Below are 26,554 nucleotides of genomic sequence, written 5' to 3' on the forward strand. Positions count from 1 at the left end.
TCCGTGGTGCCTGGCGCGGGGTGCGGCAGGAACTGTCGGCAGGGTCAAGCGGTTGGGAGGTGGTTTCAGGCTCGGACCCCTGGAGCGGATCAGGTCGGATGAGCAAGGCCGGGGCCATGGTCTCGGCCACCTCGGCGCTGTCGATCTCAGCGGCCTGGGCGTGTGTAAAGGGCAACTCCGAGCTGATCGGCGCGCTGCCGGTGGCGATCTACGAGCGTCAGGACAACGGCTCGCGCAAGAAGATCGAGCCGGACGTGTCCGAGGTGCTGACCGCCAACCCGAACCGGGTGCAGACCGCGCTCGAGTTCTGGGAAACGGCGGCGGCGCACCTGCTGCTGCAGGGCAATGCCTATGCCGAGAAGCTTATGATCGGGCAGCGGATCGTCGGGTTGCGGCCGCTATTGTCAGTGACTCCGAAGCGCCGCAGCGACGGGCTCTTCGATTACCAGTTCTACGAGGACGGCCAGCGATACATTCTGCCGCCCGAGAAGGTGCTGCACATCCGCGGTTTCGGCGGCGGTGACGGCCTCGGGATGAGCGCCATAAACTTCGGGCGCCAAAGCCTCGGCTCGGCCATCGCCGCCGACGAGGTCGCCGCCAAGGTCTTTGCCAACGGCATGACCGCCGGGGGCTTTCTTGAGTCCGACCAGGAACTGACGCCCGAGCAGCGGGCGCAGCTGCAAAGCTACCTCGAGGGGTTCTCGGGCAGCTCCAAGGCGGGCAAGACCCTGATCCTCGAGGCGGGGTTGAAGTTCAACGGTGCCACCATGAACCCTGAGGACGCGCAGCTGCTGGAAACCCGGCGCTTCGCGGTCGAGGACGTCTGCCGCTGGTTCGGCACCCCGCCGGTGGTGATCGGCCACGCGGGGCAGGGCCAGACCATGTGGGGCACCGGCGTCGAGGCGATCATGCTGGCGTGGCTGCGCATGGGCATCAACCCACTGCTGCGCCGGATCGAGGCGCGGATCGGCAAGGAGATCATCCCGGCCAACCGCCGGGGCAAGTGGTTCGCGGAATGGAACCGCGAGGCAATGCTGCAGATGGACAGCAACGCCAAGGGCAACTTCCTGTCGCGGATGGTCGCGGCCGGGATCATGTCGAGCGACGAGGGCCGCGACAAGCTGAACCTGCAGCGTCGGGGCGGGGCCGCCGACGAGCTGCGTGCGCAGGTCGCGACGGCGCCGCTCGATCTTTTGGGAAAGGACAAGGCATGACCATTCGGAATCTGCCGAAGGCGCTGGCCAGCACCCGGCCCGGCGTGCAAAGCGACATCTCGCCCCGGGCGCTCGACCGCTGGGCGCCGGACCTGCGGGCATCGGTGGAAGAGGACGCGGCCATGATCTCGGTGCTCGATCCGATCGGCGCCGACATGTGGGGCGACGGGGTGACCGCGCGGCGGGTCGCCGGCGCGCTGCGCTCGATCGGGGACCGCGAGGTGGTGGTGAACATCAACTCGCCCGGCGGCGACTTCTTCGAGGGTCTGGCGATCTACAACCTGCTGCGCGAGCACAGGCAGAAGATCACCGTGAACGTGCTCGGGATCGCGGCCAGCGCCGCGTCGGTCATCGCCATGGCCGGCGACGAAGTGCGCATCGCACGTGCAGGCTTCCTGATGATCCACAACACCTGGATCATGGCCGCCGGTGATCGCCACTCCATGCGCGAGGTGGCCGATTGGCTCGAGCCGTTCGACGGCACCTCGACCGAGATCTACGCAGCGCGCTCGGGCCTCGATGCGGCGACGGTGGCGGGAATGCTTGACCGCGAGACATGGATCGGCGGCGCCGCGGCCATCGAGCAGGGCTTTGCCGACGATTACCTGCCGTCCGACCTGGTCGACACCGGGGCGGGTGATGCAGCCCGGGCGTCGCTGCGGGCCGAGCGCAAGTTCGACCTGATGGCCCGCCGCGCGGGCCTGACCAATTCCGCCTCGCGCAGCATCCTGCGCGAGCTGAAATCCGGCATGCCTGGCGCTGCCGATGACGTGCGGCCCGGTGCCGCCGATGTCCTGCAGGAGCTCGCCGGGCTGCTGCAAACCGCAAAATCCATCTGAGGATACCTTACATGACCAAGATGATCGCATCGGCAGCTTCGCTGGCCGCAATGATGGCGCACGCGCCCACCGCCGTGATCGGCACCCCGCGCATGGATGCGGCGGGCAACGTCGAGAAGCTGCTCGGTGAGGTGAAATCCGAGCTCGAGCGCGTGGGCTCAGATGTGCGCCAGACCGCCGAGGAAGCGCTCAAGCAGGCCAATCGGGTCGGCGATCTCAATGCCGAGACCAAGGCGGCCGCCGACAAGGCGCTTGCCGAGTACAACGGCTTGTCGGGCGCGCTCTCGAAGCTCGAGGGCAAGCTCGAGGCGCTCGAGACGCGCAGCCTCGACATCGAGCAGACCGTGGCGCAGGGTGACCGGGCGCGCGGCGCGCCCGAGATGAGCGTGGGCCGCGAGATCGCCGAAAGCGATGAGCTCAAGGCGTGGGTGAAGGGCGGGCTGTCCGGCAACCTGATCCTGAAACCCAGCGCGGCGATCACCTCGGCCACCGGCTCGGCGGGTGGGCTGATCTGGCCGACCGAAGACCGCACGCCCACCAACATGCCGCGCCAGCGCCTGCCGATCCGGGCGTTGCTGTTCCAGGCGACGACTGACAGCGACGTGGTGAAATTTGCCCGCCAAACCCTGCGCACCAACGCTGCCGCGCCGGTGGCGGAAGGGGCGGCGGCGCCGGAATCCTCCTACGGCTGGACGCAGGCCGAGACCAACGTGCGCAAGATTGCGCATGTGACGCACATCTCGGACGAGGCGCTGGAGGATGCGGGCCAGCTGCAGGCGGCCATCGACGGTGAGATGCGCTATGGCCTCGACCTCGAGGAGGAAAACCAAATCCTCTCGGGCGACGGCACCGGGCAGAACTTGTCGGGCCTCATCACCGAGGCCACGGCTTTTGCGGCGGCGGCGGGCCTGCCCAACGCCACGCGGATCGACCGTCTGCGCCTTGGCCTGCTGCAGCTTGCGCTGGCCAACTACGCCGCCACCGGGATCACGCTCAACCCGATCGACTGGGCGGCCATCGAGCTGCTGAAGGACACGCAGGGCCGCTACGTGTTCGGCGATCCGAACACGCTCAAGACTCCCATGCTCTGGGGCGCGGATGTGGTGCCGACCTTGTCGCATTCGGCGGGGGAATGGATGGCCGGCAACTTCAGCATGGCGGCGACGCTCTATGACCGGAAGGCCACCGAGGTGCTGATCTCGAGCGAACATGGCGACAACTTCGTGGAGGGCATGAAGACCATGAAGGCGTCCAAGCGACTCGCTATGGCCACCAAGCGCCCCGCGGCACTGGTGACCGGCGACTTCATCTTCGTCTGATCCGAACGGGGCGGGCGCGCGAAGCCGCCCGCCCGATGATCCATCCTCATGAAGGGCACTCCCATGTTGCTGAGACTCAAGCGAACCCAGACCACCGCCATCGGACGGCTACAGGCGGCGACGCCCTATGCCTTCGACATGAAGGACAGCCGCCATGCTGCCGTGGCCAACGCGCTGCTAAAGCGCGGCATGGCCGAGAAGCTCACGAAGGCCGATCTAGACGTGGCAGGGGCAGACCCGGCGGCTCTGCAGCGGGCCATGCAGGCCGCCACCAGCGACGGGCGCGGTATCGCGCCTGCGCTGGCCGAGCGCGCGGCGATCCTGGAACAGGAAGTTGCGGAGCGCCTCGCGCGGAATGATGCTGCCAAGGCCAAGGCGCCCGCTGCCGGAAAGGCGGACAAGGCGTGAGCCAGCTTGGCCTCGAGGAGCTCAAGCGGTTCTGCCAAGCGGTCGGCTTCGAGGACGACGACGCACTGCTGGAAGACCTGCAGGGCGCCGCCGAGGACTATGTGCGGGCGCATACGCGTCGCGACCTAGATGCCGAGCTGCCCGGCGCGTGGCCTGCCGATTGCATCCTCGCGGTCAAGCTTCTGGTGGCGACTTGGTACGACGACCGCTCGGCGGCGATGCCCGGCGCGGTGCGGGATCTGCTCTCCCGTCACCGGGATCTTAACTGATGGCGGGGCCCCATGCAGGTGAGCTGAAATGGCTCGTGCAGTTCCGCCGCGCGGTGACGGGGGATGACGGTATCTCGGAGGTTCATACCTGGGAGGATCTCGGGCAGCCGCAACGTGCCCGCAAACTCGACGCGAGCGACAGTGAACGCTGGCAGGCCTCCGAGGTGGGATCCTCCATCACCACGCGCTTCGTGCTGCGTCGCTCGGGCCTGTCGGAAATTGTCGCCCCGAAGGACCGGCTGATCTGCGAGGGCGTGCTGCACGAGATCACCGGCAAGCGCGAGCTGGCCGGCAATCGCCGCTGGCTCGAGATCTCCACTGTTGCAAGGACGGATCGGACATGAGCGTGACCATGAAACTCGAAGGCTTCGCCGAGCTGGAAAAGGAGCTCGAGAAGATCAGCAATTCCGCAGGCAAGGGCGCGCTGCGCCGCGGGGCGCGCAAGGCGGCGCAGCCCATGGCTGATGACATGGCCTCCCGGGCGTCGCGTGACCAGGGCGACCTGGCGGACAGCTTCGCGGTGTCGACGCAGCTTTCGCCGCGCCAGCGCCGAGCGCATCGCAAGACCACCCAGGACGACAAGGCCTCCGTCGAGCTATTCATTGGGGCCGGTCCGCTGCCACAGGCGCACCTCGAAGAGTTCGGCTCGATCCACAACGCGCCGCACCCCATGGTGCGCCCGGCATGGGATGGCGGGCGCGAGGCCCTGCTGAACCGGCTCAAGGCAGAGCTTTGGGCTGAGATCCAGAAAACGGTCCGCCGCGCAGAGGCCCGTGCTGCCAAGCGCGCGAGGGGCTGACATGGAAGAAGAGCTTCGCGCACTCCTGCGCACGGATCCTGGCATCGTCGCTCTTGCCCCTGGCGGGGTGCATTGGGGCGCGCGACCGCAGGGCGGGGCACTGCCGGTGCTTGTGCTGCATCTCATCGACGCCTCGGAGGGCGCGACACTCCAAGGCGGTGACGGGCTCGAGACCGGGCGCGTCCAGGTCGATGCCTGGGCCGGTGATCTCGGGGCCGCGATCCGGCTGCGCCGGGCGGTGCATCGACTGCTGCACGGACACCGTGGGGGCGGGTTCGACAGCATCTTCGAAGACGGCCGACGCGTCGATCGCGCGGGTGGCACCAACGACGCGGACCGGCCTTGGCGGGCCTCCGCAGACTTTTTCACCAACTGGAGTTCAGAGACATGACGAGAAGCAAGGCCAAGACCGGCTACAAGTCGAAATTCGGTATCGGGACAGAGACCGAGGGTGAATACCTTGACACTGCTGAGGTAGTGCGGATCAAGCCGGTGGGCTTCTCGCGCGACGAAGAAGAGGTGACACACCTGCAAAGCCCAGACGGCTACAAGGAGTTCATCGCCGCGATGAAGGAAGCGACGCCGGTTGAGATCGAGTTCAACTGGACGCCCTCGGCCACCGACCCGATGATCGCTGCATTCGAGGCCGATACCGGCAACTACCAGATCACCGCGCCGAACGGCGTTCGCATGCAGTTCACGGGCTTCTTCACTGCCTATGAGCCGGGCGAGCTTACCAACGGTGCCATGCGCGGCACCGCGACGCTGCGTCCCTCGGGCAAGCCTGTACTGCTGCCGGCGGTGTCGGCGTGAGCGGGCGATTCAAGGGCGAGATCTCGGCGAGTGCTGATGGTATCTCCTACAAGCTGCGTATGGACATGAACGCCTTCGCGGCCTTCGAGGATGACACCGGCCTTTCGGCGCTTGACTGGGCCGAGACCGCAGAGGCTGGAAAGGCCAAGATTGGCGACATGATCACCATGGTGCATTGCACCCTCTATCGTCACCACGAAGAGGCTGGCCGCCGCATCGCCGGGGACATCCTGTCGGAAGAGCCGGGCGTGCTGGCGCGGCTTTTCCAAGCAAGCTCTCCAGATTCTTCGGCAGGCATTGTGGGAACACCGCCGGGAAAGTGACGCGCCGCGATCCCCTTATGGTGGGCGATCTGCTGCAGGCTTACGTGGCGGCGGGGCTTGATCCTTCGGGATTCTGGGAACTGTCGCTGCGTGCCTACGCACGGCACATGCAGGGCGCGCGGGACCGCCTTCAGGCCGAGCAGCAGGGCCGGGCGTGGGCGGCCTGGCATGCGGCGGCACTGCTGCGCCAGGACAAGCTCATGGGTTTTGCGGAGTTCATGGACGGGCGCGATACCGGCCCACAATCGCCTGAGGATCTGCAGGCAGCCTTTAACATGATGGCCACAGCTTGGGGCGCCGAGCCCTACTCGGGAGGGTAGCTCTCGCATAGGACGATTTGCGCATCAATGCGATCCTGCATGGCCTTCATCAAGGCCATTCTGGCAGCAATCAGGCTTTCACGCTGCTCTGCCAGTGCGCTTGGGACTGTCTCATACTCGGCAGCGTAAAGGGCTTCGTGATCCAAGCCAAAGCTGCCTGCACGCATGACCTGAGAGAGCTCGCGCAAGCACCCATCGCGGGTGCTGTAGTCGACCCCCAAGTCGAAGGCGGCGGCCGGGGTCGCGGCAAGAATGATCAACAGTGCGGTGCGCATGCAGCGTCCTTTCAATTGCAGTCTGCAGAGATGCTAGCTCTGCCTTCAATTCCGAGCAAGGAAACCAATTAGATGGCGCAATCGGTGATTGGGGCGCTGCGGGTCAATCTCGGCCTCGACAGTGCGAATTTCATGGGCGGGGCAAAGCGCGTCTCGCCCGCGATCAAGGCCATGCGGACGCAGTTCCTCGCGGTGTCGGCGGCGGCTTCTGCCTTCGGCGCGGCCCTGTCGGCGGCGGCGCTCAAGGGAGCGTCCGAAATCGATCGCACCGCCAAGGCCGCGCGGCGACTCGATGCTTCCATCGGCGCCTTCCGGGCGTTGGAGACGGCGGCAGGCGAGGCGGGCGTGCCGGTAACCGCCGTGGCCAACGACATCCAGTCCATGAACCGCGAGATTGCCAACATCGGCACCAGCGGCAACGGCGCCCGGGCGCTCGAGCGGCTTGGCCTCACTGCGGGGGAGCTAGCCGGGATCGACGCCGACGAGAAGGTGGCGCGGATTGCCGATCGGGTGGCGGCGCTTGGCCTGTCGGCGGGCGAGGCAACGGCGGTGCTGCGCGATCTCGGCGTGCGCAACCGCGAGATGGCGCTGCTGATGATCGGTGGCGGTGACGCGATCCGCCGGGCGCGGGCGGACGTTGAGGACTACGGCCTCGCGCTGAGCGCCGTCGAGGCGGGTAGCATCGAGCAGGCCAACGACCAGATCGGGCGGCTTGGCTATATAAGCCAGTACGCGGGCCAGCAGCTTGCCCTGGCGCTGGTGCCGGCCATGGGGCGGCTTGCCGAAGCGATGACCGACAGTCTGCGCGAGGGTGGACTGTTGCGTGGTGTCCTCGATGCGATCGCCGACAACGTGGTGCGGCTGTCGACCTACGTGGCTACGGCTGCCGCTGCCTTCGGGGTGCGCTATGTGGGCGCGCTGGTGGCGGCGCGGCTGGCGACGGCGACTCTGTCGGGTACGCTTCTCGTGCTGCGCGGGGCCCTGATCCGAACCGGGATCGGGGCGTTGGTCGTTGGGGCGGGCGAGCTTGTCTACCAGTTCTTGCGACTGGTGACGGCAGCGGGTGGCTTCGGCGAGGCCATGTCGCTGATGCGCGACGTGGCGGTCGAGGTTTGGGAGCGCATCAAGCTCGGGGGTGAGTGGCTCACCACCGCGCTGAAGATCGTGTTCAATGACATCCGCTATGACTGGGCGGTGATGGTCGGTAACATGGCAACCGACTGGGGACGGCTCCTGGACGGGATCGCCAACACGAAGATCGGCGAGTTCATGGGCTTCGAGGGCGGTAACGCCGAGGCGGCGATGGCGTCTCTCGGGAAGACGATGAGTGGACTCAACGATGCCTACGGCAACCTGATCGAGGGGCAGCGGGCTCTTTCCTCCGGCATGCGCGCCCCGCTCGATAGTCTCCAGGCGATGCGGCAGGCGGTCATCGGCGCCACCGAGGATGCGGACAGTGCTGCTGCGGCCGCCGCCCGTCTTGATGAGGCGTTGGCGGGGGCCGAGGGTGGTGGCAAGTCCGGCGGCGGCGGGGCAGCGTCGGGCGCGGAGAAGCTCAAGGACAAGCTGTCAGAGGTTGAGCAGAAAGCCAGATCCGCGTCCGAAACCTTGCGCCAGAGCTTCACCGGCACCTTCAAGGAGGTGCTGTCTGGCGCCAAGACGTTCGGCGAGGGTGTGATGACTATTCTTCAAATGATCACCGACATGATGCTCGATCAGGTCGGAAACCTACTGTTTTCCGGAGTGTCGGACTGGCTTGGCAATGCGATGATCACGCCATTCGCCAGCGCAGGCAACTTGCCCGGATTTGCGAATGGGACTGACAGCGCGCCTGGTGGACTTGCATGGGTCGGTGAACGGGGACGCGAGCTGGTCAATCTGCCGTCCGGCTCTCAGGTGATCCCGCATCACAAGATCAGACAGTCGGCTGGGCCTCGCTCCGGCGCCATGTCTGTCGATCCGGTCATCAACATGCCTATCAACATCGAAACGCTCCCCGGCGAAACCGCCGAGGTCACCCGGACGCCCGAGGGCGGCATGAACATCCGCATGGTCCGCGAGTTCATGCGGAACGAACTCGCCAGCGGCAGCATGGACAGCGCAATGCGTCAACGCTGGGGCGGTCGCCCTCGAACGAAAGGATCCTGATATGCCAGCATGGCCCGTCGGCCTGCCGTTCTTCCAGTCCTCACGCGGCGCGCGCCGCGATGTGGAGCCGGACGTCATCCGCACGCAGATGAGCAAGGGTCCCGCCAAGGTGCGGCGGCGTTCGTCCTCGGCGCCGATGCCGCGCCAGGGACGGTTGTCGCAGATCACCTTGGCACAGCTCGATGCCTTCGAGACCTTCTTCCGTGAGGAGCTGGGGGAGGGCGTCATGTCCTTCACGGCCACGGATCCGCTCGACGGGCTTGAGCGCACGTTCCGGTTCGTCGGGGGCTATTCGGTGGAGCCGCGTGGTGTCCGCCGTGAGGTCACTGCCACCTTGGAGATCCTGCCATGACCCATGAGATCAGCACGCGGCTGCGCACGGCGATCTACGCGCAGGAGAGCCCCGAGGTCCTGACCACGGTCCTGCGGCTGACCCATCCCGCCTGGGAGGCGCCTGTCTGCCTCGTCAGCAACGGCGAGCCGCTGGTTCACGGCGGAGAGACCTATCACCCGTTCCCCTTCACCCTGACGCTGCCAGAGAGCGAGGAAGGTGTTCTGCCGGTCCTCAAATGGGAGGCGCAGAACGTGACCCGCGAGCTGATCCCGCAGCTGCGCAGCGTCACGGGCGAGATCTACGCGCGGGTGGCTTGGGTGCTGGCCTCGACCCCGGACGTGATCGAGCGCGGCCCGTTCGAGGTTCAGATCTACGGCGTCGAGTACAACGCGCTGACCATCAGCGGAACCATGACCCTTGAGCCTGTGCTTGAGGAACAGTTCGGCTGGCTCACCATGACGCCGGGCAACACCCCGGCGCTGTTCTGAGGGGATCAGCGCTCCCTTCCGGCTGCTTCAGATCAGATCGTCAATCGCGACCCCGAGCGCCTCGGCGATGCGCTTGAGGGTGTCGACCGAGCCCTGCTTACGACCGGTTTCAAGCTCGGCGACCGTGACGCGGTTGACCCCGGCGCGCTCGGCGAGGGCGCCTTGCGTCAGGCCGCGCAGATCGCGGTACACCCGCACCGGGCTTTCGCCGTCGAGAATGCGCTCGACATGGGCGGCGGGGATGCTTTCGCCGCCTTCCGCCTTGGCGCGGTCATAGGCTTCGATGTCTTCGAGATCCTCGCGGGCGGCCAGGAGAGCCTCGTATTCCTCGCGGGGGATGGTGATCATATCGTTCATGATTGCCTCCGTCAGTCGTAGGTGCCGCCACGCGGCCCGATTTTGAGAACGTCCAGAACCTCGCCCTGATCGTCCATGATCACGCGCCAGTCGCCGACGCGAAGCCGGATGCCTTCCCGGCCTTTCAGCGATTTGACGTTGTTCGCCTGAGCCGCCGGATCATCCGCGTATTGCTGCACCTTGGCCATGATCCGCTTCGATTCCGGGCGCGGCATCTTGCGGAGAACCTTCAGGGCGGCGGGCTTGTACGTGATGGTCTTCATAGTTGTAGCTTTAAGCTACATGGCGGCGGCGGGCAAGTAAAAAGTAGCGTTAAGCTACAAATGCAAGGAAAGCCCACATGTGGACCGACGACTGGATCGGCCTGCCTTACGCGGAGCGGGGGCGGGGGCCGGAGGCATTCGACTGCCTCGGGCTCTGGCTGGCACTGCAGCGCGCCCGCTTCGGGCGCGAGATCCCGGACCCGGCCTGCGACATGGTCGGGGCGGTGCGCCTCGGGGTGGTGGATCGCTACCGCACCGACTTCATCTCGGTAGAGCGCGCCCAGGAGGGCGATGCCCTGCTGTTCACGATGCAGGGGCGCCCGCTGCACCTAGGCTATGCCCTGAGCGATCAGGACATGCTGCACACGCTGGACGACCAGGAACACTGTAGCCGCATCGAGCGGTGGCGCGGCCCCTCTTGGGGTGGCCGCTTGGAAGGGATTTACCGAATTGCTGGATGATCAGACCATGATCGAGGTGGCGGGCAACCGTCACCCGCTGCGCCGCGACCCGTTCTCGGTCTATGTGCCTGCCGGAACCACCGTGGCCGAGGCCGTGGGGCGGATGGATCTGGACATGCGCCGCTATGGCCCGCCGGTGGTGCGCCTGATCCGTGGCGTGAACGTGTCGATTGTCCCGCTCGACATGTGGGCCAGGACCCGCCCGACCATCGGCACGCGCGTTGAAGCCTTCTGGCCGCCGCAGGAGGGCGGGGCGCTGATCGGGATGATTGCCTCGGCGGCGCTGCCGTCTGCTGCGACCTGGGCGGCGGGGGCCTTGGGCTCGGCTGGCATTATCGGGGCCGCCGGAACTCTCTCATACGCCCTCACGGTGGCCGCTATCACCGTGGTCGGCTCCTTGGTCATCAACAGCCTGATCCCGCCGGCACAGCAGGGCGGAACGCGCGACCCGGAGAACTACGCGATCACCGGCACCGGCAACGCGATCAACAGGCGTGGGGTCTATCCCTATGTGCTTGGTCGTCACCTCATGTTTCCGCCGATGACCGCCACCGGGTTCTCGGAGACGGTGGGCCGGGACATCTATTACCGCGGGCGCATGACCTTTGGCTGGGGGCCGGTCGCGCTGGAGGATCTGCGCATCGGCTCGACGCCGATCTGGGAATACGACGGCCTGGAGCTGGAGTTCCTGAATGTCGACGAGGCGCGGACGCTCGCGAACATGCCGCAGCTCGCGGACCTGGTGAAGCCGCGCACCGAAGAGGAGCATGCGCCCCGGAAACTGCTGTCCGGAGTCGGTGACCTCTATGAGTTCCAGCCCGCGCAGGCGGCACGGTCGGCGGTGATCGCGGTCGAGCCGACCGCGCTGCGGCACGGCACGGTCTATTCGTTTGTGGTCGAGGTGGCCGAGGCGGGTGTGCCCGGATGGACCACGGTCGCGACCTATACCGACATCACCACAGGCCAGGAGTTCCAGGCGGGCGGCTTTTCCGATGGTGTCGCGCGCCGCTGGCGCGTTCGGATCACCAACAAGCGGCGGCTCTATGAGGAGACCAGCACCCTGCCGTTCATGCGCCCCGAAGCCGAGGGCATGACGGTCACCCGGGCCTCGGCGACCTATCAGGTTCCGGCTGCCGGGTGGCGGCAGGGTAGTGAGGTCATGCGCCTCTATTCCGATGACGTCGCAGAGGATGCCTATAGCGATGTCCCGCAGGAAAATGACCCGGTCATCAAGTACACCCGCCAGGAGACAGTTTCGGCGGCGGTTGATCTGACGTTTCCGCAGGGTCTCTACAACAGCACGTTCGACGGTGATCTCAGCAGCCACCGGGCGCGGTTTCGTTTCGAGTACCAGCGCACGGAAGGCGGCCTCAACGAGGCGGACTGGGTGGACCTCGGCGAAACCGAATGGTCGGGCAAATATGTCAGCCTGTATCGGGTGACCCGCGAGATCGCGTTCCCGGCGCCGGACGAATACGCCATCCGGATCACCCGCACCAATGGCATCGATCAGGATGTGGGTGACGTCAACAGCGCCACGCTCACCGCGATCCGGTCCATTCGCGACGGCGCGCTGCCGAGTCACGCGGGCATTGCCGAGGTGGCGTTCCGCATCCGGGCCAACGAGCAGCTCAACGGGCGCATCGACAGCCTCAACGCCATCGTGCAGCAGCTGGCGCCGGAGCTGGACAGCAACCTGCAGTGGACTGAGCCGCGCCCGGTGCGGCATCCGGCATGGCTCTACGCGCAGGCGCTGCGGGGTCCGCACCTGCGCCGCCCGGTCACCGATGACCGGATCGATCTCGCAGCGCTGCATGCCTGGGCCACGGAAGAACCGCATTGGACCTGCGATTACGTGGTGGATACGGCCACGCAGCTTGCGGACGTTCTCGACATCATCTGCGCCGCGGGGCGCGGGCGGCGCACGCTGGCCGATCTGCGCTACAGCGTCGTGCGGGACGGGGCGGCGGGGCCGGTGCGCCAGGTGTTCACGCCACGCAACAGCTGGGATTACCGCTCCAAGCTGACCTTCCCGCGCGAGATCCACGGCTTCCGCTGCATGGTCCGCTCCGAACGCCTGGACTGGCAGGAGGATGAGGTGCTGGTGCTGAAGGACGGCTACACGCGCCAGACCGCCACCGAGCTGGAGACGCTGCAGCTGCCCGGCACGGTGGTGACCGCCGAGGATGAAGACGAGGGCAACACCTATCGCCTTGGCCGCTATCACCTCGCCACCGCGCTGCACCGCCCGGAGACCCACTCCTTCAAGGCTGACTGGGAAAGCATCCACATCCAGCAGGGCGACCAGATCAGGCTGGTGCATGACGTGCCGCTGATCGGCGTGGGCGAGGCGCGGGTCAAGGCGCTGACCGTCGAGAATGATCTCATCACCAGCATCACGCTGGACGACGTGTTCGACGTCGATCAGGCCAGCTTCCGCATGGTGGTGCGCAATGTCAGCGCGGGCATCCATGCATTCGCCGCAACCTCGCCGGTGGACCCGCAGGCCCGGGTCTGGACGCCGACCGTCGGCGTGATCGCGGGTGACGTCGCGGTGGGTGATCTGGTTGCCATCGAGGAGACCGAGCAGCGCAGCGCCGACATGCTGGTGATGGCGGTGCGCCCGGATCAGGACGAGACGGCGCTGATTGAGGTGGTGGACGCGGCGCCCCATGTGCTGGACGCGGCCTCTGTAATCCCGCCCTATGATCCGGTCATCACCAACCCGCGTCCCCCAGCCTCGGACCTGCCGCCCGCGCCGGTGATCACGGCGGCCCGCTCGTCGCAGCTGACCCAGATCGTCCTGCCGGATCTGTCGGTGCGTCCGCGCATTGCCGTGCAGCTCGCGCCCATTGCGTCCCGCGCGGACCTCGACGGGGTCACCGTGCAGCTGCGCTGGCGTGAGGCTGGCGAGGATGAGACGCCCTGGACCTACGGCGAGTCCGTTCCGGCGGGTGAGTATAGCCTGCTGACCGGCGCGCTGGAGGAGGGTGTGAGCTATCTGGTCGAGGCGCGGACCGTTGGTCGGGCCGGGAAAACGCGCGGCTGGTTTGCCGCCCCCGTGCAGGTCACGGCGACGACAGCCGCCCCGGCTCCGCCGCCGATTGTTGCCGCCGCCGTGCCGGCCAGCATCCCGGACGCCAATGGCAGCGCCCGTCGCCCGGCTATCCGCTTGTCCTGGGTGGCGCCGGCCAACCGCACACTCCGCGCGACGTGGCGGCTGCGGGTGGCCGGGGCGAGCGAGATCGGACAGCGCGGCCTCTTCGCGGAAGCGTCCGAGGGGGAGGTGCTGATTTCGGACGGCATCCTCCCGAATACGGCGTATCAGATCCAGGCGAGCTTCGTCTCTGGCGCCGCTGACCTGCGGAGCTGGACCGGCTGGATGGACGTCGCAACGCCCAACATCCGTCTCACGGTCGATGATCTCGACGAGGATGCTCTCCTCGGCGGCTTCGGGCAGCCGGGCATCCCGACGAACCTCGTGCTGTCGACGCGACTGCGGGAGGACGGTGCCGCGGTCGTCAACGCCACGTGGGATGCGGCTGATCCGGCAACGGGGTACGAGATCGAAGTCGCCGAAGACGGGGGCGGCTATGTGGGCACCTCATCGACCACGAACGCCTATGCCCTGACGGTGCTGCCCGGGACCAGTCTGCAGATCCGCGTGAGGGCCGTGAACGGCCCCCGGCGTTCTGACTGGGTTGGCCCTGAGGCAATCACCGCTGCCGTCGACACAATCCCGCCCGCGGCTCCAAGTGGGCTCACCGCTGCGGCAGGGTTCGGCACGGTCTGGTTGAGCTGGAACGCCAACAGCGAGCCGGACATGGCCTTCTACGAGATCGTGGAAAAGGCCAACGCGAACGCGCCGGCGCCGAACACGACCTCGCCGATCCTGACCAGCACGGCGGCCACCTTCGCGCGCACGGGCCTCAATGACGACGTGACCAAGTATTACTGGGTCCGCGCCGTGGACACGAGCGGCAACCGCTCTTCTTGGTCCAGCATGGCCTCGGCCACCACACCGGCGCCGGCCGGCGTCAGTACGGAAGATCTGCAGGGCCTTATCGACGAGACCAGTTTCGCGGCGGGCCTTGAGGGCGTTCGCGTGGTTTCCGGGTCGACCCTCCCTACCACACGCAGCACCTCCGCGATTGTCTTCGGCGGCGATCTCTACCGCTGGAGCGGCACAGCCTACGTCAAGTCTGTGGAAGCTGTCGACATCTCCGGGCAGGTGACCGGCGCGCAGATTGCCGACCAGGCGCTCGACACGGCCAAGTTTGCCAACTCGATCAAGCCCATCGAGGTTCTTGGGGCGCTCCCCGGAACCCCGCATGTCAAAGGTCGTCAGGTTTTCCTCACGACCAACAACAAGCTTTATCGGAACACGGGGTCTGGTTGGATCGCTTCTGTCGCCTCGGGCGACATTACGGGCAAACTCACCAACGCACAGATCGAAGCGCTGGAGGCTGCCAAACTTACCGGGCAGATCACCGGAACGCAGATCACGGACGGCGCTGTCACCACGCCCAAACTCGAAGCAGGGGCAGTGATCACCGAGAAACTGGCCACCCGGGCCATCACCGCGTCGAAAATGGTTATCGGAGACTTCACCAATCTGGTGGCAGACCCCTACTTCGCGGACCCGGAATCTTGGGTTCTTCCGGAGGGGGCTTCGATTAATGTGTCCACCAACCCTCTCTGGAATGCTTCACGTCATCTACGCCTGGAGGGGGCTGCCAACGCGCAAGTACGAGCAACTGGACCTTCTTTTGAGGTCACTCCGGGACAAGAGCTTTTCATGTCTGTGCAGGGATTCCTTAGCCCTGCGGTGGGCAGCTGCAACATGCACCTGCAGGTTTCTGCCAATGAGGATTTTTCGTCGGCCCAATACCTTAACACAGGGGACATCAGCACAGCTGGTATCTCGACGTCTTCGGGAATTGTGACGGTTCCCGAGGGGATGAGGTTTGCGCGCGTTCGTCTTGAAAAGAGAGGGAACGGGGCGACAGTGTGTCTCCTTGGCGCTCCCATCGTCCGGGTTGCCGCTAGCGGCGAGTTGATCGTCAATGGCGCCGTCATCGCCCGGCACATCAAGACAGGCGAGGTGAAGACGGACCACCTTGACGCCAACTCGGTTGTCGCGGGGAAAATCGGCGCAGGCGCGGTCCGCACCGGCGAACTCGCTGCTGGGGCCGTCACCACTTCGAAAATGGCCATTGGGGACTTCACCAACCTCAATACAGACCGGGATTTCTCAGACCCTACTCTGTGGTCTTTCGGTGGGACCGACAGCTCCATCTCTTTTTCGGGTGCAGCGCCTGAGGTTTGGGGTTCCAAGAGGGCCATGCGCCTGCAGGGGAACGGTCAGAATTTCGCTTGGGGCGCAGGGGCAGTCTTTGAGATTAGCCTGGAAGGGGAGGAAGTGTTCCTCCAAGCCCGGGGCAAGAATGAAACGGGCGTCGGACGGGCAGTTCTCCACATCGAGGTGTCCAATTCGCCTACGTTTGCCACGGGGAACATAAGCGCGTGGGGTTCGCCCTCCTCAGTGGCTTTTGAGGCGAATTCGGTCCAGACTCAAGCTGCTGTTTACTCCCTACCTCCCGGATACGCCTATGCGCGCTTCCGCTATTACATCACAGGTGGGGCGACTGACGTCAGGATCGGCGGCGTCGTAGTCCGCCGCCGCAACAAGGGCGAGTTGATCGTCGAAGGAACGATCGTTTCTAACCATGTGAAAAGCGACGCCATCGAGACACGCCACATCGCTTCGGATGCCGTGATCGCCCGTCATATCTTGGCGGGCGAGGTCAAGACTGACCACCTTGATGCTAACTCTGTTACCTCGGCCAAGATCGAATCTGGCGCTGTGAAGACCGATCAGTTGGACGCTGGGGCTGTCACCGCTTCTAAGATGCTCATCGGCGACGTCACCAACTTGGTTACGGACCCCTACTTCTCGGACTTGGACTACTGGACGTTCCCCAGCGGGTATCTGGTCGAAGACTCCATAAGCACGACTTGGAACACGCCGCGCATCCTTCGCTTGACGGGGGACGCCAACCAGTACCTCACCGCTTTCGGGCCTTCTTTCGAAGTCACTCCGGGACAAGAGCTGTTCATGTCCGTGCAGGGCTTCCTCAGCCCTGCCGTGGGCAGCTGCAACATGCACCTGCAGGTATCTGAGAACCCGAATTTCTCCCCTGCTCAGTATTTGAACCCCGGTGAGATCACTTCGGGCAGCATCACAACCTCGTCGGGCATCGTCACTGTTCCTGCGGGCATGCGTTACGCCCGTGTCCGCTTGGAAAAGCGAAACAATGGCGCAACGGTCTGTCGTCTCGGGGCGCCTATCGTCCGCATCGCCGCAAGCGGTGAGCTGATCGTCAACGGCGCCATTCAGGCGAACCACGTTTCGACCAACGAGATCATCACGAACGAAGCCAACATCCGTGATGCGATCATCACTGATGCAAAGATCGCCAACCTTTCGGCGGCGAAAATTGACACGGGCATCATGAACGCGCGCCACGTCGAGGTCACAGAGACCCTGAAGCTCGACGCCACGACGGCGGGTTTCTCCGTGGGCAAGACCTCGGCGGGCGACCTTACGACCCCGGGCATCTATCTGGGCCGTGCGGCCTCGGGCGGCGCGGACGCGTTTGGCCTGCTGGCGGGTGGGGTCAATGCGGCGGGGATGCCCGAGTACCTGGAGGTTTCCAAGTCTCGCGGCACCCGGTTGGTCAACGCGAAGTACTATCGCGACCTCTCGGTGCGCGGCGCCACGGCCACGGTTACCAACTCGCAAACGATCACCCTGAACCCGGCCTGTCAGTACGTCGAGGTCACAATGATCTCGGGCGGCAACGGCGGTGATGGCGGCCGGAGTGGCAACTACGGACCGTCCCTGGGCGGGCGCGGCGGCGAGACCTCCGTCAGGGTTTTCAGCGGATCCACGGCAACCGCGGACATTCGCAACGCGCCCCGCCCGGCGGTGCAGTCGGGCGTTGCCCGTAGCCACTTCAACGGCGGCGACGGCTTCAGCAGTGCCTTGGGCACCGGCGGCGCAGGTGGTGAAGGGTACATGAACCAAAGCTTCCAGCCGGTGAACAACCCTGGCGCAAATGCCACTGGCTACGGAGCGGGTGGTGGCGGTGGATCCTCTTGCCCCGCCAAGGATGCCGGCGCCGGAGGCAACGCGGCAGAGGTGACGACCGAGATCATCGATGTGTCCTCGGTGGCCAACGCCAAGCTGCAGATCAACATCGGCGCCGCCGGCGCCAAGGGTCTGGGGGAATCTGGACGTGGTGCCGACGGCGGCAACGGTTCTCCGGGGTGGTGCCGGATCACGCAGTACCTGGGCACGCCGGTGCGCGCCGACGTGGTGCCCATGTCTCCGACCGCTTTCGGCACGGTCTCCAACAAGGGGCCGTTTCCCGACCTCGGCGGCGGGATGTGGGTGATCACCCACACGAGCGACGTGACGCTCGGCACCATCAAGGTCAACGACACCGGCAACAATCCGGTCTGCAACAGCGGCGGATCGTTCACGTTCCTTAGCTCCCGGACGCCGACTGTTGTCTCCAACCCACACGCTGCCCGGACCCTTAACTACCAGTTCTTCAAGATGGGTGATTGACCATGAAGCTCTACTATGACCCGGCTGACGGCCGGGCGCTCTTTACCCTGGCCGTTCCCGACGACCAGGCGCCTCCGGGCGTCTGGATCGAGATCGACGACACCCTGCATCCTCTGGACGTCTCGGCGCACTGTGTGGTCGAGGGCATGCTGGTCCCGGTCGAGAACGTCGTGGCGGCCCGCCTCGATGCCGTGACTGCCATCAATGAGGCCGTAGGTGCGAAACGCCAGAACTTCATCACCGAGATCCCCGGCCAGCAGATGATCTACCAGGCGAAGGAAGCCGAGGCCCGGGCCTATGTGGCGCTCGACCCTGAGCCGGCCAGTCTTGAGGGTTTCCCGCTGATCGGTGCCGAGATCGGGATCACCGCGCCCACTGCCTGGGAGCTGGCGCAGGTCTGGCTCAACATGGGCGACATGTGGCGCGCCACCGCGGCCACGCTGGAGAGCATCCGCCTGACCGCCATAGGGGCGGTCGGGAATGCGGGCAGCACGGCTGAGATCGATCTGGCGGTGGCCACGTGCTTCAGCGCTCTAGAGGCGGCTTGATGGTGCGGGCGCTCATGCTGGAAATGCAGAACCTCGGACCATCGGAGGCCGAAGCGGCTGATCAGGAGAAATCATGAAAGTGACCGACACCCTTTTACAGCACGGCAGGGCGCTTGAGTGGCTCACGAGTACCGTGCTTTTGGCGTTCGCGGTGATCCTCGCGTTCCCCGGCGACACTCTCGCCGCCAGTCCTAGCTTTGTCGCCTTCCTCTGGGCGGGCGCAGATGAGGCGTCTGTCGTGCTGCTGCTGACCTTCATCGGAGCCATGCGATATGCGGGCCTTTGGATCAATGGCAACTGGCGGCGCTCACCCATGCTGCGCGTCGTCGGGGCCTGTTGCGGGGCGGGAATCTTCCTCGGCCTGACCGTGCTGTTCGCGCTGCCCTACATACGAGGGGTGCAGGACGGCTTGAGCACTGGCGTGGGGGTCTATCTCGTGCTGGCAATTGCCGACATGGCAGCAGCATACAGATCGGGAGCGGACATTGGAAACTATCCCACTGGTCACTGATTTGCTGAACCGTCTCAACACTGAAGCATGGGCGGGCATCGCCGCCGTGATCGGTGTCGTCGCCTCTGCCATCTTCGCGCGACGTGGGGCGAAAAAGACCCCGATCGAGGTTGGGTCTGTCCCGCCCGAGGTCGCGCGCACCGAGTACGTCCTCCGCGAGGTGCGCAGCATTTACCGTCGACTCGACGTGCTCGATGATCGGGTACAGGAAATCGACCGCCGCACCGAGGCCATCAAGAGCGACACGCGCGTCCTGATCGACCGGCGCTCCTAACCCTTCCGAAACACCACCCACCACGCCCCGCCCGCGGGGCCTTTACGCATGGGAGAACGTCATGCCAATCAACCCCGCTGTCCGCTACCTGCAGCTCGGCCTGAAATCGCTCGGCTACGACCCGGGGCCTGCCGATGGCTGGTATGGCAGCCGGACCGACGCAGCCGCCACGGCCCTCTACAGTGCCGGGCCGACCCGGAGCAGCGAATGGGCGCTGAAAATGCTGCGCACGGGCCTGATCGGGCTGGGCTACCTCACCGCCACGCCCGAGGGCGGCTATGACGCACCGGCCCGGACAGCCCTCGGACAGGTGGCAGACCATGACGGCGCACCGGCGGCGAGCTGGGCGCGGTCGGGCGAGATCCTGTCGCCGGGCAAGCCCGCGCTGGCGGTGCCGCATTCCAATGTCCTGCGCCAGGGCTCGGCTTGCACCGCCATCGACACCCTGATGATGCACTGCGGTGCTCTGCCGGGCGACTGGCACCTGGGCAAGAGCAATGACGAGATCGTCGCCGCGATCCACCGGATGCACACCCTGCCGGTGACGCGGGGCGGGCGAGGGTGGTCGGACACCGGCTACCACGAGATCATCTGCCCGGACGGCGAGCGCCGCGCGGCCCGGCCGCTCGGCCGCTACGGCGCGGGGGCCATCGGCTACAACAGCGGCGTCAAGCACATCCTCATGATCGAGCGCCGGACCATCGACCGGACCTATCAGCCCGAGGATCTGTACTACCCCGAGCAGCTGGCCTCGATGCGCGAGGCCGTGGCCGAGTTCGGGGACCGGACGCAGTTCAAGAGGCTGCTGGGCCACCGTGAGGTCGCCGCCAAGCTCTGTCCCGGCTTCGACGTGATCGACCGCGACTGGACCGATCGGGCTGTCGCCTGATCGCTACCCCCGGCGCGCCTTGGTGCGCCCATACTCCGCGGCTTCGTGCCGCTCTTCCCTGAAAGGAAATCACTATGACTGGGCAAATCGCTCTCCTTCTCCGCGTCTTCCTTCTGCTGCCGGCAGCGGGCCTCGCCGCGACGCTTCCGTTTGTCGAGTTCGACAAAGCCGCCGGGCTGCTGACCGTTGATGTCAATGCGGCATCCACCGCCGTCGCTGTGCTGATCTGGGCTGGCGTTTCGGGCGGCACCTTCGCTTGGTCCCGTTGGGCAAAGGCGCTTGGCGGGAAGACGTGAGGGGCGTGCTCGACCGGATCGCTGTCCGGTACTACCGTGAGGCTATGGCTCGCGTTGGTGTGGCTGTCCCGGCGTGATCCGATCCCCGCCCGCCAGGGCGGGAATATTGCTAGCTTTTTCGCCGGTCGACGCGCCGGGCGGGAAGCGGAAGTTCGCTGCAACGCAGCCCGAAGCATCGACCAAACCGAAAGCGGACTTTTGCGGCTGAAAATGCCGACTATCCTAGGATTGCAGGCAAAGCATCGATGTGATTTCTTTAGTCTGGGCGCTTTCAAAAACAGCATCTATTTCTCGGAGTCACCCATGGAAACCGTCGATCCCAGGATTATCGAAATCGCCCTATCCAGAGTAGGGGGAACAGACTTCGAGAACTTCTCGCAAGGCTTCTTTGCCGCAACTTTGGGGGCCGACTATGTGCCGATGGGAGGTTTTCATGACGGTGGCGCTGATGGCGCTTTAGATGACCGTGTGTATGAAGCCGCTGGGACCCAGAAATTTATGCAAGCATCCATCACAGGTGAGCCGAAGACAAAAATCCGGCAAACTGTCAGACGGCTCCGGGAGTTTGGACGCAATCCGCGTAGCCTGATGTACGCTACCAGCCGAAAACTGACCTTGATCGATCAGCTGCAGGAAGAACTGAGCGACGAGCTAGACTGCAGGATCGTCATTCGCGACGCGCACTATTTCCAGCATCAGATCAATGCCACGCCTGGTGCATTACAGTCATACAAGGCGTATGTCGCAGGTTCAGCTTCCTTTCTGGGCGGGATAGGCACCGCGGATACTTTACAGCCATCTCAAGGCTTACCAGCAAAAACACTTTGTGTGTTTCTCGGCCAGGAAGTGGATCGTCGTCGTGGCAAAAGTGATCTCCTTGAGGCAGTTTCAGATAGCCTCATTTTGTGGTCCCTCGAAGGAACTGATCCATCCAAAGACAAGTACCTAACCATCAAGGAAATCGAAGCAAAAGTTATTGATGCACTTCCAACAGCAAAAACCTTCATAAAGGGAGTGCTGCAACATCGGCTGGATAAGTTGGTGTCGAAAGATGGCGGTGGCCGAAAAGTCAACTTCCACAGGAAGAACAGGGGCTACTGCCTACCGTACGAGACGCGCAAAAAAATCATCGAAGAGAACGTGGATGATGAAGCACTGAAGCTCGAGGTGAGTGAGGTCTTTCGTAACCGGGCGTCGACGGATATATCGACCGCGAACGATAATTCTACCTTGATCGAATTGGCGGTCGAAACTTGCCATGACGTAATCCACCGCTCCTTCCATGCTCAAGGCCTTGAAATGGCGATGTTCTTAGAGAGCGAAGACGGCAGCGATAGCAATCTCCCGTCCATTCATGACACATTGGACCAAGCCATCTCCGACCGAGGGATGTCGGGAGTTGACGCGGGATTGTTAGCGCAGTTGTGTTTGTCGATCTTGCGGGGAACGTACTACAATAGCTCAAAGGTCGAGCGCCGATACCTTAGGAAACTATCACGAACATATGTACTGCTATTCATGCTCAAGAATGAGCCGCGAGTGGTCGAGTATTTCCGAAGCATGAGCGCCAACTTCAACTTGTATGTTGGGGCCGATCTAGTGGTTAGGTCTCTTTCTGAGCACATGTTGCCGAAGGAAGATCAGATGACCAAGAATGCGTTGCAGCTGCTTAAAGCGGCAGGATCAAAACTTATCTTGACCGACAAGACTTTGGACGAAGTCTGGCATCACTTTCGAACCACCCACCTTGAGTTTATGAACAACTATCAAGATGTCCAAAACTATATGACTTTTGAGTTGGCAAGGCAGATTGATCGCATTCTGATCCGCGCCTTTTTCTATGCTAAATTTGAAAGGTCAGCCTTGAAGAAAGGTCCGCTCACCTGGGGCAACTACCTGGGCCAATTCATCTCTGTGACCGACATTGCAAAAGAAGCAGGAAGAGATGAGTTGCGCGAGTACCTTGTGAGCGAATTCGGGTTCAAGTTTGAGACCGAAGACCAAATGCTCGAAGGGATAGTTGATGAGGATCTCGTCACGTTAACGCAAAGGATTATGAAAAGCCGTAACAAAGTTAGTCGAGAAAATTCCAGTGAAGAAATTCTCTGCCGAAACGCGGCATTGACCATTCTTCGGGTCTATCAATCCAGAAAGTCACAGGGTGAACGAAGTGGTGGAAACCCGTATGGGTTCAAAACCTGGTGGCTTACTCAGCAAACGCGAGTTCAAGGAGCCACCGGTCAACTAGTCGCAAAGAACGGAACGAGGTACATGATGCGTCCAGAATTCGTTCTTCACTTTCTTGCAAGTGTACCCTCCGCAAAGGCGGTGCAAGATAGTTTTGAGAGCATTTTCCCGACAATCCTCGGTGTAAAGCTTGGTAACCGCATGGATGAAACCGCGTTCAAGAAAATTATCTCGAAGGCACGGGAAGTGCATGATAACATTGATGAATCGCGCGCAAAAGTTCTTCTAGCGAAAGCATCCTCACAGCTACAGTCGGACTTCATCAAGAGATATGAAGACTCATCATTCTTCCAGAAGGTTTGATATGATTGGGGCGTAGAAGGCTGCGTGGATAAGCTAGTACGCCGTCTGCTTTCACGGATGCGAATGCAGCAGTCAATGAATGTGGTCAACAGCGACTTTGGGCCGCTTGTTACGTGCCCGGCGGTCGGGACGGTGAAGGGCCATGGACGACGCAGGCAATACGTCCTAGCGTCAACTCGCTGGTCCATGTTGGTGGATTATCCGGTCTTGTTCCTCGATTGGGCGATCATGCTTTTACCCGTACTGATTCTGGCCCGTCACTCGTGACGCGTTGGTGCAACGGGACCATCAGCATCCACCGTAATTCTTATTGCCGCTGGCGGTGATTGTGTATGTACCGCCTCGCGGTCCGACATAGCATCGCGAGCTACTAGATGGGCGCGGGGCGCGGTACGATGAAGCACGCGTTGCGGTCGCTATCGCCCTCTGCTTCAACGCGAGTCTGTTGATTTGGACGCCCCATTCGCACGCCAGGCCATCACCATCGCGGTCCAGTCCAGCGGGGTCTCTAGTCGGACCTCCATTGGATAAGAAGTAGGCCTGCGCAGCAGCAGCGGAACTGAAATCGCTACAATCACGGTCCGACGACGGTTGTGCCGTCGCTTCTCTCGCATACAGGCTCTTACCGTATGCTGAACTTGTCCTTCGGCCAAGATAGTCGGTTCCGCTGACGGTCTGACCCCTGGTGCCCAACTCAGCCTCGATCAACGCTAACTCTCGCGGATCGGATACCGTGTAGTGCTTCGACCACAAGAGAGAGCTACTCATGGACTTGAAGCTGGTCGAAGTGACGGTCGGGGCGCATCCTACGACTACACCTAAAAGGACCAGAGCAAAGTAGCTGCGCATATTGAACCTCTCCAAAAAAAGATACCTGAATCGATATTCCCCAAGTGGACTACCGCTTGATGGCAAACGTCAGCTGACTCTGGGCGGCGATCAAGAGCTTTTTTCCGTGTATCGTGCTGGCGGTCGCGTAAGCGCACGGAGTTTGGCGGAACGGGTCTTTACTTGCTCCTTCGCTACTGGTGCAAGTTCACTTTTGAATGACCTTAATCTCATGCTGCATCGCAGAATCTCTAGCCTGGATGAAAGTCTGCTCTGGGCCGGGACCGGTCATCCGCCGCGCCTGGCGTGAAGGTCCGCAATGGGCCGTCTCTGCCGGGCAGCCCCACCCGCCAGGGTGTCCAGCACGCTGCACCGCCGTAAGTCGGCTTCGAGCCCAAAGTGCAACTGTTCTGCAGCGCAGCCAATGTCATCTAAGGCGATTGTCCTGCAAAATCACTGAATCAAAGATTGCGAACACTTGCTGGATTAAAGGGGTTCCTATCAACTCTTCACGGCTCTTTGCCGATCCGACAAGTTCACTTGAAGCGATGGGCCGGTCGTTCGCATCAATCACTGAAACACCGGGAACACCTTCGGATTCGAAGTGGACCAGCGAGATCGCGCACCGATCACTCTTGCTAGTTCCCTCTCCCCAGGCTCCGAACACCAGATCGAAATTGGCTGGATGATCTTCAATGGACTGACCAACGGTCCATTGAACGAAGTAACTCGCCAGAGTTCCTCCGCCTTCTTCATGAACATATCCCCAAACAGTACGAGTTTGATTGCCGCAACAATCGCAGAAGCCTCTGCTTTCTTCTGTTGGTTCAACTTCATACATCGCGTCAGCCATAATTGTGTCCGCAAAGGTTCAGCAGAAAGCAGACATTGCGTCCAGAATTATTAACGGCAGCTCCGTCCCGCACTGCCGACCTTCATCCTCCGAAAATGCTGCGCGATGGACGAAAGCCTGGTCTGTTGAAGCTGCACCGCAGCGATCGGCCAAGGACTGAACGGCAGGTTTGGGCCGGAAGCGGCATGAACGACGGGCGCCCTATTCTGTGGGCCGGATGGCGGAGCCTCTGCGGCGGTGATATGCCCGCGCCATGCACATGCTCTGGCTCAAATGCTCCTGCTGCGGCGCGGAGGCCGATGTTCCGGCACCTGACAATGTTCTGTCGCTGTCCCGTGCCGAGATACTGGCGCGGGCGCGGTGTCGTCGCTGTCGGAGCGGGCCTGCCCTGGATATGCGCCGGTACTGGTCGCCGCGGGCCAATGCTCTGGAGGGCGCGCGCGAGGCCGAGGAGGGGCTGGACTGGGATGGGTGAGGGGCTTCCTGTCCCGCGGTCGGGGGCTGGATCAAATGTCTGGGCAGTCGCAGGCGAGATACCCGCCTTGCCCACGTTCGTCGCACCCGCATAGGGGGCACGGGTCTTCCGGTTGGGGTTCCGGCTCACGCAGGATCTTCCCGGTCTGCAAAACCACATACCCCTTGAACGTGCAGCCCGCAGAGGGGCACCAGCAATTCAGGGTGTCGTCTTCCATCTGCGCGCTGCAATCTGGGCAATGCCTCGGCATCGGTGCCTCCGGGCGTCAGTTGAAACAGGTGGTGCCTGAGTGCGGGACGTCGCGCCATTCTTCGGTGCCGTCCTCCGCAATCCATTTCTGTTGAAGCACGTCCTTGGTGCGGTGTCGGGCAAAGCCGTATGAGTCGGCCGGGCCGCTTTGGGTCACGCGGGTATAGAATTGCAGTTCAAATGTTGGTCGCCAAATCATTCGGGCCTCCGGAGTTAGATGGACTGGTTCGGGAAATCTTCGGGGCAGAGCGTCTCGCCCTGATCCAAGGCCGCGCGGGCGCCCGTCAGTGTCATGCCGAAGAGGTCATCGCCGCCCGTCAGCTCTGATCCGGGTCTCCGCCATGCGAAGCCATCCTCAACCATCTGCATCCACACGGGATGGTCGCTGGTGCCGGGGCCGGTGACGAAGCGATTGCGGTAGGATCGTGCCTGGCGCGTCAGCCCGAGGGCATGGCGCGCGAGGTCGCGTTGTTGTGGTGTCATGGTGCCTCCGGGACTGTTTCAAGATTCATGTTTTGTTTTCAGTTTGTCCGTCGAAATTTTTCCTGCTTATGAATTGATTTCACTCAGTTATTCTAAATTATCCTCAACCATCTCTATGGCGGCATGGATGAACCCGAGCTGAAGATCATCGACGTCTTCATCTGCAAACTGCGCAAGAAGCTCTCTGTGGCCACCGGCGACGACAATTACATCGAAACGGTCTGGGGCCGGGGCTATGTCCTGCGCGACCCGGAGCCTTCGAAGGACGAACCGAAGGCGCTGGCCGTAAACGGCTGATATGGACCTTGCGCCTGCGCGCGCCTATCACATGC

General features: G+C 63.4%; 28 protein-coding genes and 1 pseudogene. 23 read left to right on the forward strand and 6 right to left on the reverse strand.

The window, feature by feature from the left end:
* Positions 1-98 precede the first annotated feature (98 nt).
* From ACN5KJ_RS03495 to ACN5KJ_RS03545, 11 genes are all read left to right on the forward strand, one after another.
* Positions 99-1,214 carry a phage portal protein gene (locus ACN5KJ_RS03495; RefSeq protein ID WP_418592078.1) on the forward strand — a complete coding sequence of 372 codons (1,116 nt, stop codon included), beginning with the start codon at positions 99-101 and terminating at the stop codon, positions 1,212-1,214.
* Positions 1,211-2,053 (forward strand): head maturation protease, ClpP-related, encoded by an 843-nt coding sequence (locus ACN5KJ_RS03500; protein ID WP_418592079.1) that lies wholly within the window; start codon positions 1,211-1,213, stop codon positions 2,051-2,053. The genes ACN5KJ_RS03495 and ACN5KJ_RS03500 overlap by 4 nt, the downstream gene beginning before the upstream one ends.
* 11 nt (positions 2,054-2,064) lie before the next feature.
* On the forward strand, positions 2,065-3,372 hold the full coding sequence (locus ACN5KJ_RS03505; protein WP_418592080.1) for a phage major capsid protein: 1,308 nt from the start codon (positions 2,065-2,067) through the stop codon (positions 3,370-3,372).
* A 63-nt stretch (positions 3,373-3,435) separates the two neighbouring features.
* Positions 3,436-3,780, forward strand: a complete 345-nt coding sequence (locus ACN5KJ_RS03510) for a hypothetical protein (RefSeq protein WP_347167777.1) — start codon at positions 3,436-3,438, stop codon at positions 3,778-3,780.
* Positions 3,777-4,049, forward strand: a complete 273-nt coding sequence (locus ACN5KJ_RS03515) for a head-tail connector protein (protein WP_347167776.1) — start codon at positions 3,777-3,779, stop codon at positions 4,047-4,049. Before ACN5KJ_RS03510 ends, ACN5KJ_RS03515 begins: the two co-directional genes overlap by 4 nt.
* Positions 4,049-4,393, forward strand: a complete 345-nt coding sequence (locus ACN5KJ_RS03520; protein ID WP_418592081.1) for a head-tail adaptor protein — start codon at positions 4,049-4,051, stop codon at positions 4,391-4,393. The genes ACN5KJ_RS03515 and ACN5KJ_RS03520 overlap by 1 nt, the downstream gene beginning before the upstream one ends.
* Positions 4,390-4,848 (forward strand): HK97-gp10 family putative phage morphogenesis protein, encoded by a 459-nt coding sequence (locus tag ACN5KJ_RS03525; protein ID WP_418592082.1) that lies wholly within the window; start codon positions 4,390-4,392, stop codon positions 4,846-4,848. Before ACN5KJ_RS03520 ends, ACN5KJ_RS03525 begins: the two co-directional genes overlap by 4 nt.
* A 1-nt stretch (position 4,849) precedes the next feature.
* Positions 4,850-5,239: a tail completion protein gp17 gene (gp17, locus tag ACN5KJ_RS03530; protein ID WP_418592083.1), complete on the forward strand. Its 390-nt coding sequence runs from the start codon at positions 4,850-4,852 to the stop codon at positions 5,237-5,239.
* Positions 5,236-5,661: a phage tail tube protein gene (locus ACN5KJ_RS03535; protein WP_418592084.1), complete on the forward strand. Its 426-nt coding sequence runs from the start codon at positions 5,236-5,238 to the stop codon at positions 5,659-5,661. The genes gp17 and ACN5KJ_RS03535 overlap by 4 nt, the downstream gene beginning before the upstream one ends.
* Positions 5,658-5,984, forward strand: a complete 327-nt coding sequence (locus ACN5KJ_RS03540; RefSeq protein WP_347167772.1) for a hypothetical protein — start codon at positions 5,658-5,660, stop codon at positions 5,982-5,984. Before ACN5KJ_RS03535 ends, ACN5KJ_RS03540 begins: the two co-directional genes overlap by 4 nt.
* 17 nt (positions 5,985-6,001) lie before the next feature.
* Positions 6,002-6,304, forward strand: a complete 303-nt coding sequence (locus ACN5KJ_RS03545; protein ID WP_418592085.1) for a hypothetical protein — start codon at positions 6,002-6,004, stop codon at positions 6,302-6,304.
* Here ACN5KJ_RS03545 and ACN5KJ_RS03550 read toward each other — a convergent pair.
* Complete coding sequence (locus tag ACN5KJ_RS03550) at positions 6,289-6,579, reverse strand: hypothetical protein (protein ID WP_418592086.1); 291 nt, start codon at positions 6,577-6,579, stop codon at positions 6,289-6,291. The genes ACN5KJ_RS03545 and ACN5KJ_RS03550 overlap by 16 nt on opposite strands.
* A 72-nt stretch (positions 6,580-6,651) precedes the next feature.
* Here ACN5KJ_RS03550 and ACN5KJ_RS03555 point away from each other — a divergent pair, with 72 nt between their 5' ends.
* Genes ACN5KJ_RS03555 through ACN5KJ_RS03565 form a run of 3 tightly spaced genes read left to right on the forward strand, consistent with a single transcriptional unit; the run spans position 6,652 to position 9,549 of the window.
* Positions 6,652-8,727 (forward strand): hypothetical protein, encoded by a 2,076-nt coding sequence (locus ACN5KJ_RS03555; RefSeq protein ID WP_418592087.1) that lies wholly within the window; start codon positions 6,652-6,654, stop codon positions 8,725-8,727.
* A gap of 1 nt (position 8,728) precedes the next feature.
* Positions 8,729-9,079, forward strand: a complete 351-nt coding sequence (locus tag ACN5KJ_RS03560) for a hypothetical protein (protein WP_418592088.1) — start codon at positions 8,729-8,731, stop codon at positions 9,077-9,079.
* Entirely contained in the window at positions 9,076-9,549 is a 474-nt protein-coding gene (locus tag ACN5KJ_RS03565) for a DUF1833 family protein (protein ID WP_418592089.1), read from the forward strand. The genes ACN5KJ_RS03560 and ACN5KJ_RS03565 overlap by 4 nt, the downstream gene beginning before the upstream one ends.
* Before the next feature lie 27 nt (positions 9,550-9,576).
* Here the strand turns inward: ACN5KJ_RS03565 and ACN5KJ_RS03570 are convergent, their stop codons facing one another.
* Entirely contained in the window at positions 9,577-9,906 is a 330-nt protein-coding gene (locus ACN5KJ_RS03570) for a helix-turn-helix transcriptional regulator (protein WP_418592090.1), read from the reverse strand.
* 11 nt (positions 9,907-9,917) lie between these two features.
* On the reverse strand, positions 9,918-10,169 hold the full coding sequence (locus ACN5KJ_RS03575) for a type II toxin-antitoxin system RelE family toxin (protein WP_418592091.1): 252 nt from the start codon (positions 10,167-10,169) through the stop codon (positions 9,918-9,920).
* 77 nt (positions 10,170-10,246) lie between these two features.
* Between ACN5KJ_RS03575 and ACN5KJ_RS03580 the strand changes: the two genes are divergently transcribed.
* The 8 genes from ACN5KJ_RS03580 (at position 10,247) to ACN5KJ_RS03615 (ending at position 23,334) form a co-directional block, all read left to right on the forward strand.
* Positions 10,247-10,630 carry an NlpC/P60 family protein gene (locus ACN5KJ_RS03580; protein ID WP_418592092.1) on the forward strand — a complete coding sequence of 128 codons (384 nt, stop codon included), beginning with the start codon at positions 10,247-10,249 and terminating at the stop codon, positions 10,628-10,630.
* Positions 10,631-10,637: 7 nt separating this feature from the next.
* Positions 10,638-18,266, forward strand: a complete 7,629-nt coding sequence (gene gpJ, locus ACN5KJ_RS03585) for a TipJ family phage tail tip protein (RefSeq protein WP_418592093.1) — start codon at positions 10,638-10,640, stop codon at positions 18,264-18,266.
* A gap of 2 nt (positions 18,267-18,268) precedes the next feature.
* Positions 18,269-18,814: a hypothetical protein gene (locus tag ACN5KJ_RS03590; RefSeq protein ID WP_418592094.1), complete on the forward strand. Its 546-nt coding sequence runs from the start codon at positions 18,269-18,271 to the stop codon at positions 18,812-18,814.
* A gap of 73 nt (positions 18,815-18,887) precedes the next feature.
* Positions 18,888-19,325 (forward strand): hypothetical protein, encoded by a 438-nt coding sequence (locus ACN5KJ_RS03595; RefSeq protein ID WP_418592095.1) that lies wholly within the window; start codon positions 18,888-18,890, stop codon positions 19,323-19,325.
* The gene (locus tag ACN5KJ_RS03600) at positions 19,300-19,599 is read left to right on the forward strand and encodes a hypothetical protein (RefSeq protein ID WP_418592096.1); all 300 of its coding nucleotides are present in this window, start codon (positions 19,300-19,302) and stop codon (positions 19,597-19,599) included. The genes ACN5KJ_RS03595 and ACN5KJ_RS03600 overlap by 26 nt, the downstream gene beginning before the upstream one ends.
* Positions 19,600-19,660: 61 nt before the next feature.
* Positions 19,661-20,488, forward strand: coding sequence for a peptidoglycan-binding protein (locus ACN5KJ_RS03605; protein WP_418592097.1), 828 nt, complete (start codon positions 19,661-19,663; stop codon positions 20,486-20,488).
* A gap of 74 nt (positions 20,489-20,562) precedes the next feature.
* Positions 20,563-20,784, forward strand: coding sequence for a hypothetical protein (locus ACN5KJ_RS03610; protein WP_418592098.1), 222 nt, complete (start codon positions 20,563-20,565; stop codon positions 20,782-20,784).
* Between the two features lie 303 nt (positions 20,785-21,087).
* On the forward strand, positions 21,088-23,334 hold the full coding sequence (locus ACN5KJ_RS03615) for a hypothetical protein (RefSeq protein WP_418592099.1): 2,247 nt from the start codon (positions 21,088-21,090) through the stop codon (positions 23,332-23,334).
* Between the two features lie 288 nt (positions 23,335-23,622).
* Here ACN5KJ_RS03615 and ACN5KJ_RS03620 read toward each other — a convergent pair whose 3' ends face one another.
* The 3 genes from ACN5KJ_RS03620 to ACN5KJ_RS03630 all read right to left on the reverse strand — a co-directional run bounded on the left by ACN5KJ_RS03620 (position 23,623) and on the right by ACN5KJ_RS03630 (position 26,222).
* The gene (locus ACN5KJ_RS03620; protein WP_418592100.1) at positions 23,623-24,183 is read right to left on the reverse strand and encodes an excalibur calcium-binding domain-containing protein; all 561 of its coding nucleotides are present in this window, start codon (positions 24,181-24,183) and stop codon (positions 23,623-23,625) included.
* Between the two features lie 406 nt (positions 24,184-24,589).
* Positions 24,590-25,015, reverse strand: coding sequence for a hypothetical protein (locus ACN5KJ_RS03625; RefSeq protein ID WP_418592101.1), 426 nt, complete (start codon positions 25,013-25,015; stop codon positions 24,590-24,592).
* A gap of 937 nt (positions 25,016-25,952) precedes the next feature.
* Complete coding sequence (locus ACN5KJ_RS03630; RefSeq protein ID WP_418592102.1) at positions 25,953-26,222, reverse strand: hypothetical protein; 270 nt, start codon at positions 26,220-26,222, stop codon at positions 25,953-25,955.
* 96 nt (positions 26,223-26,318) lie between these two features.
* Between ACN5KJ_RS03630 and ACN5KJ_RS03635 the strand changes: the two are divergent.
* Positions 26,319-26,519, forward strand: a pseudogene (locus ACN5KJ_RS03635) (winged helix-turn-helix domain-containing protein); the annotation flags it as partial.
* Between the last annotated feature and the right edge of the window lie 35 nt (positions 26,520-26,554).

The organism is Ponticoccus sp. (in: a-proteobacteria), assembly GCF_048381735.1.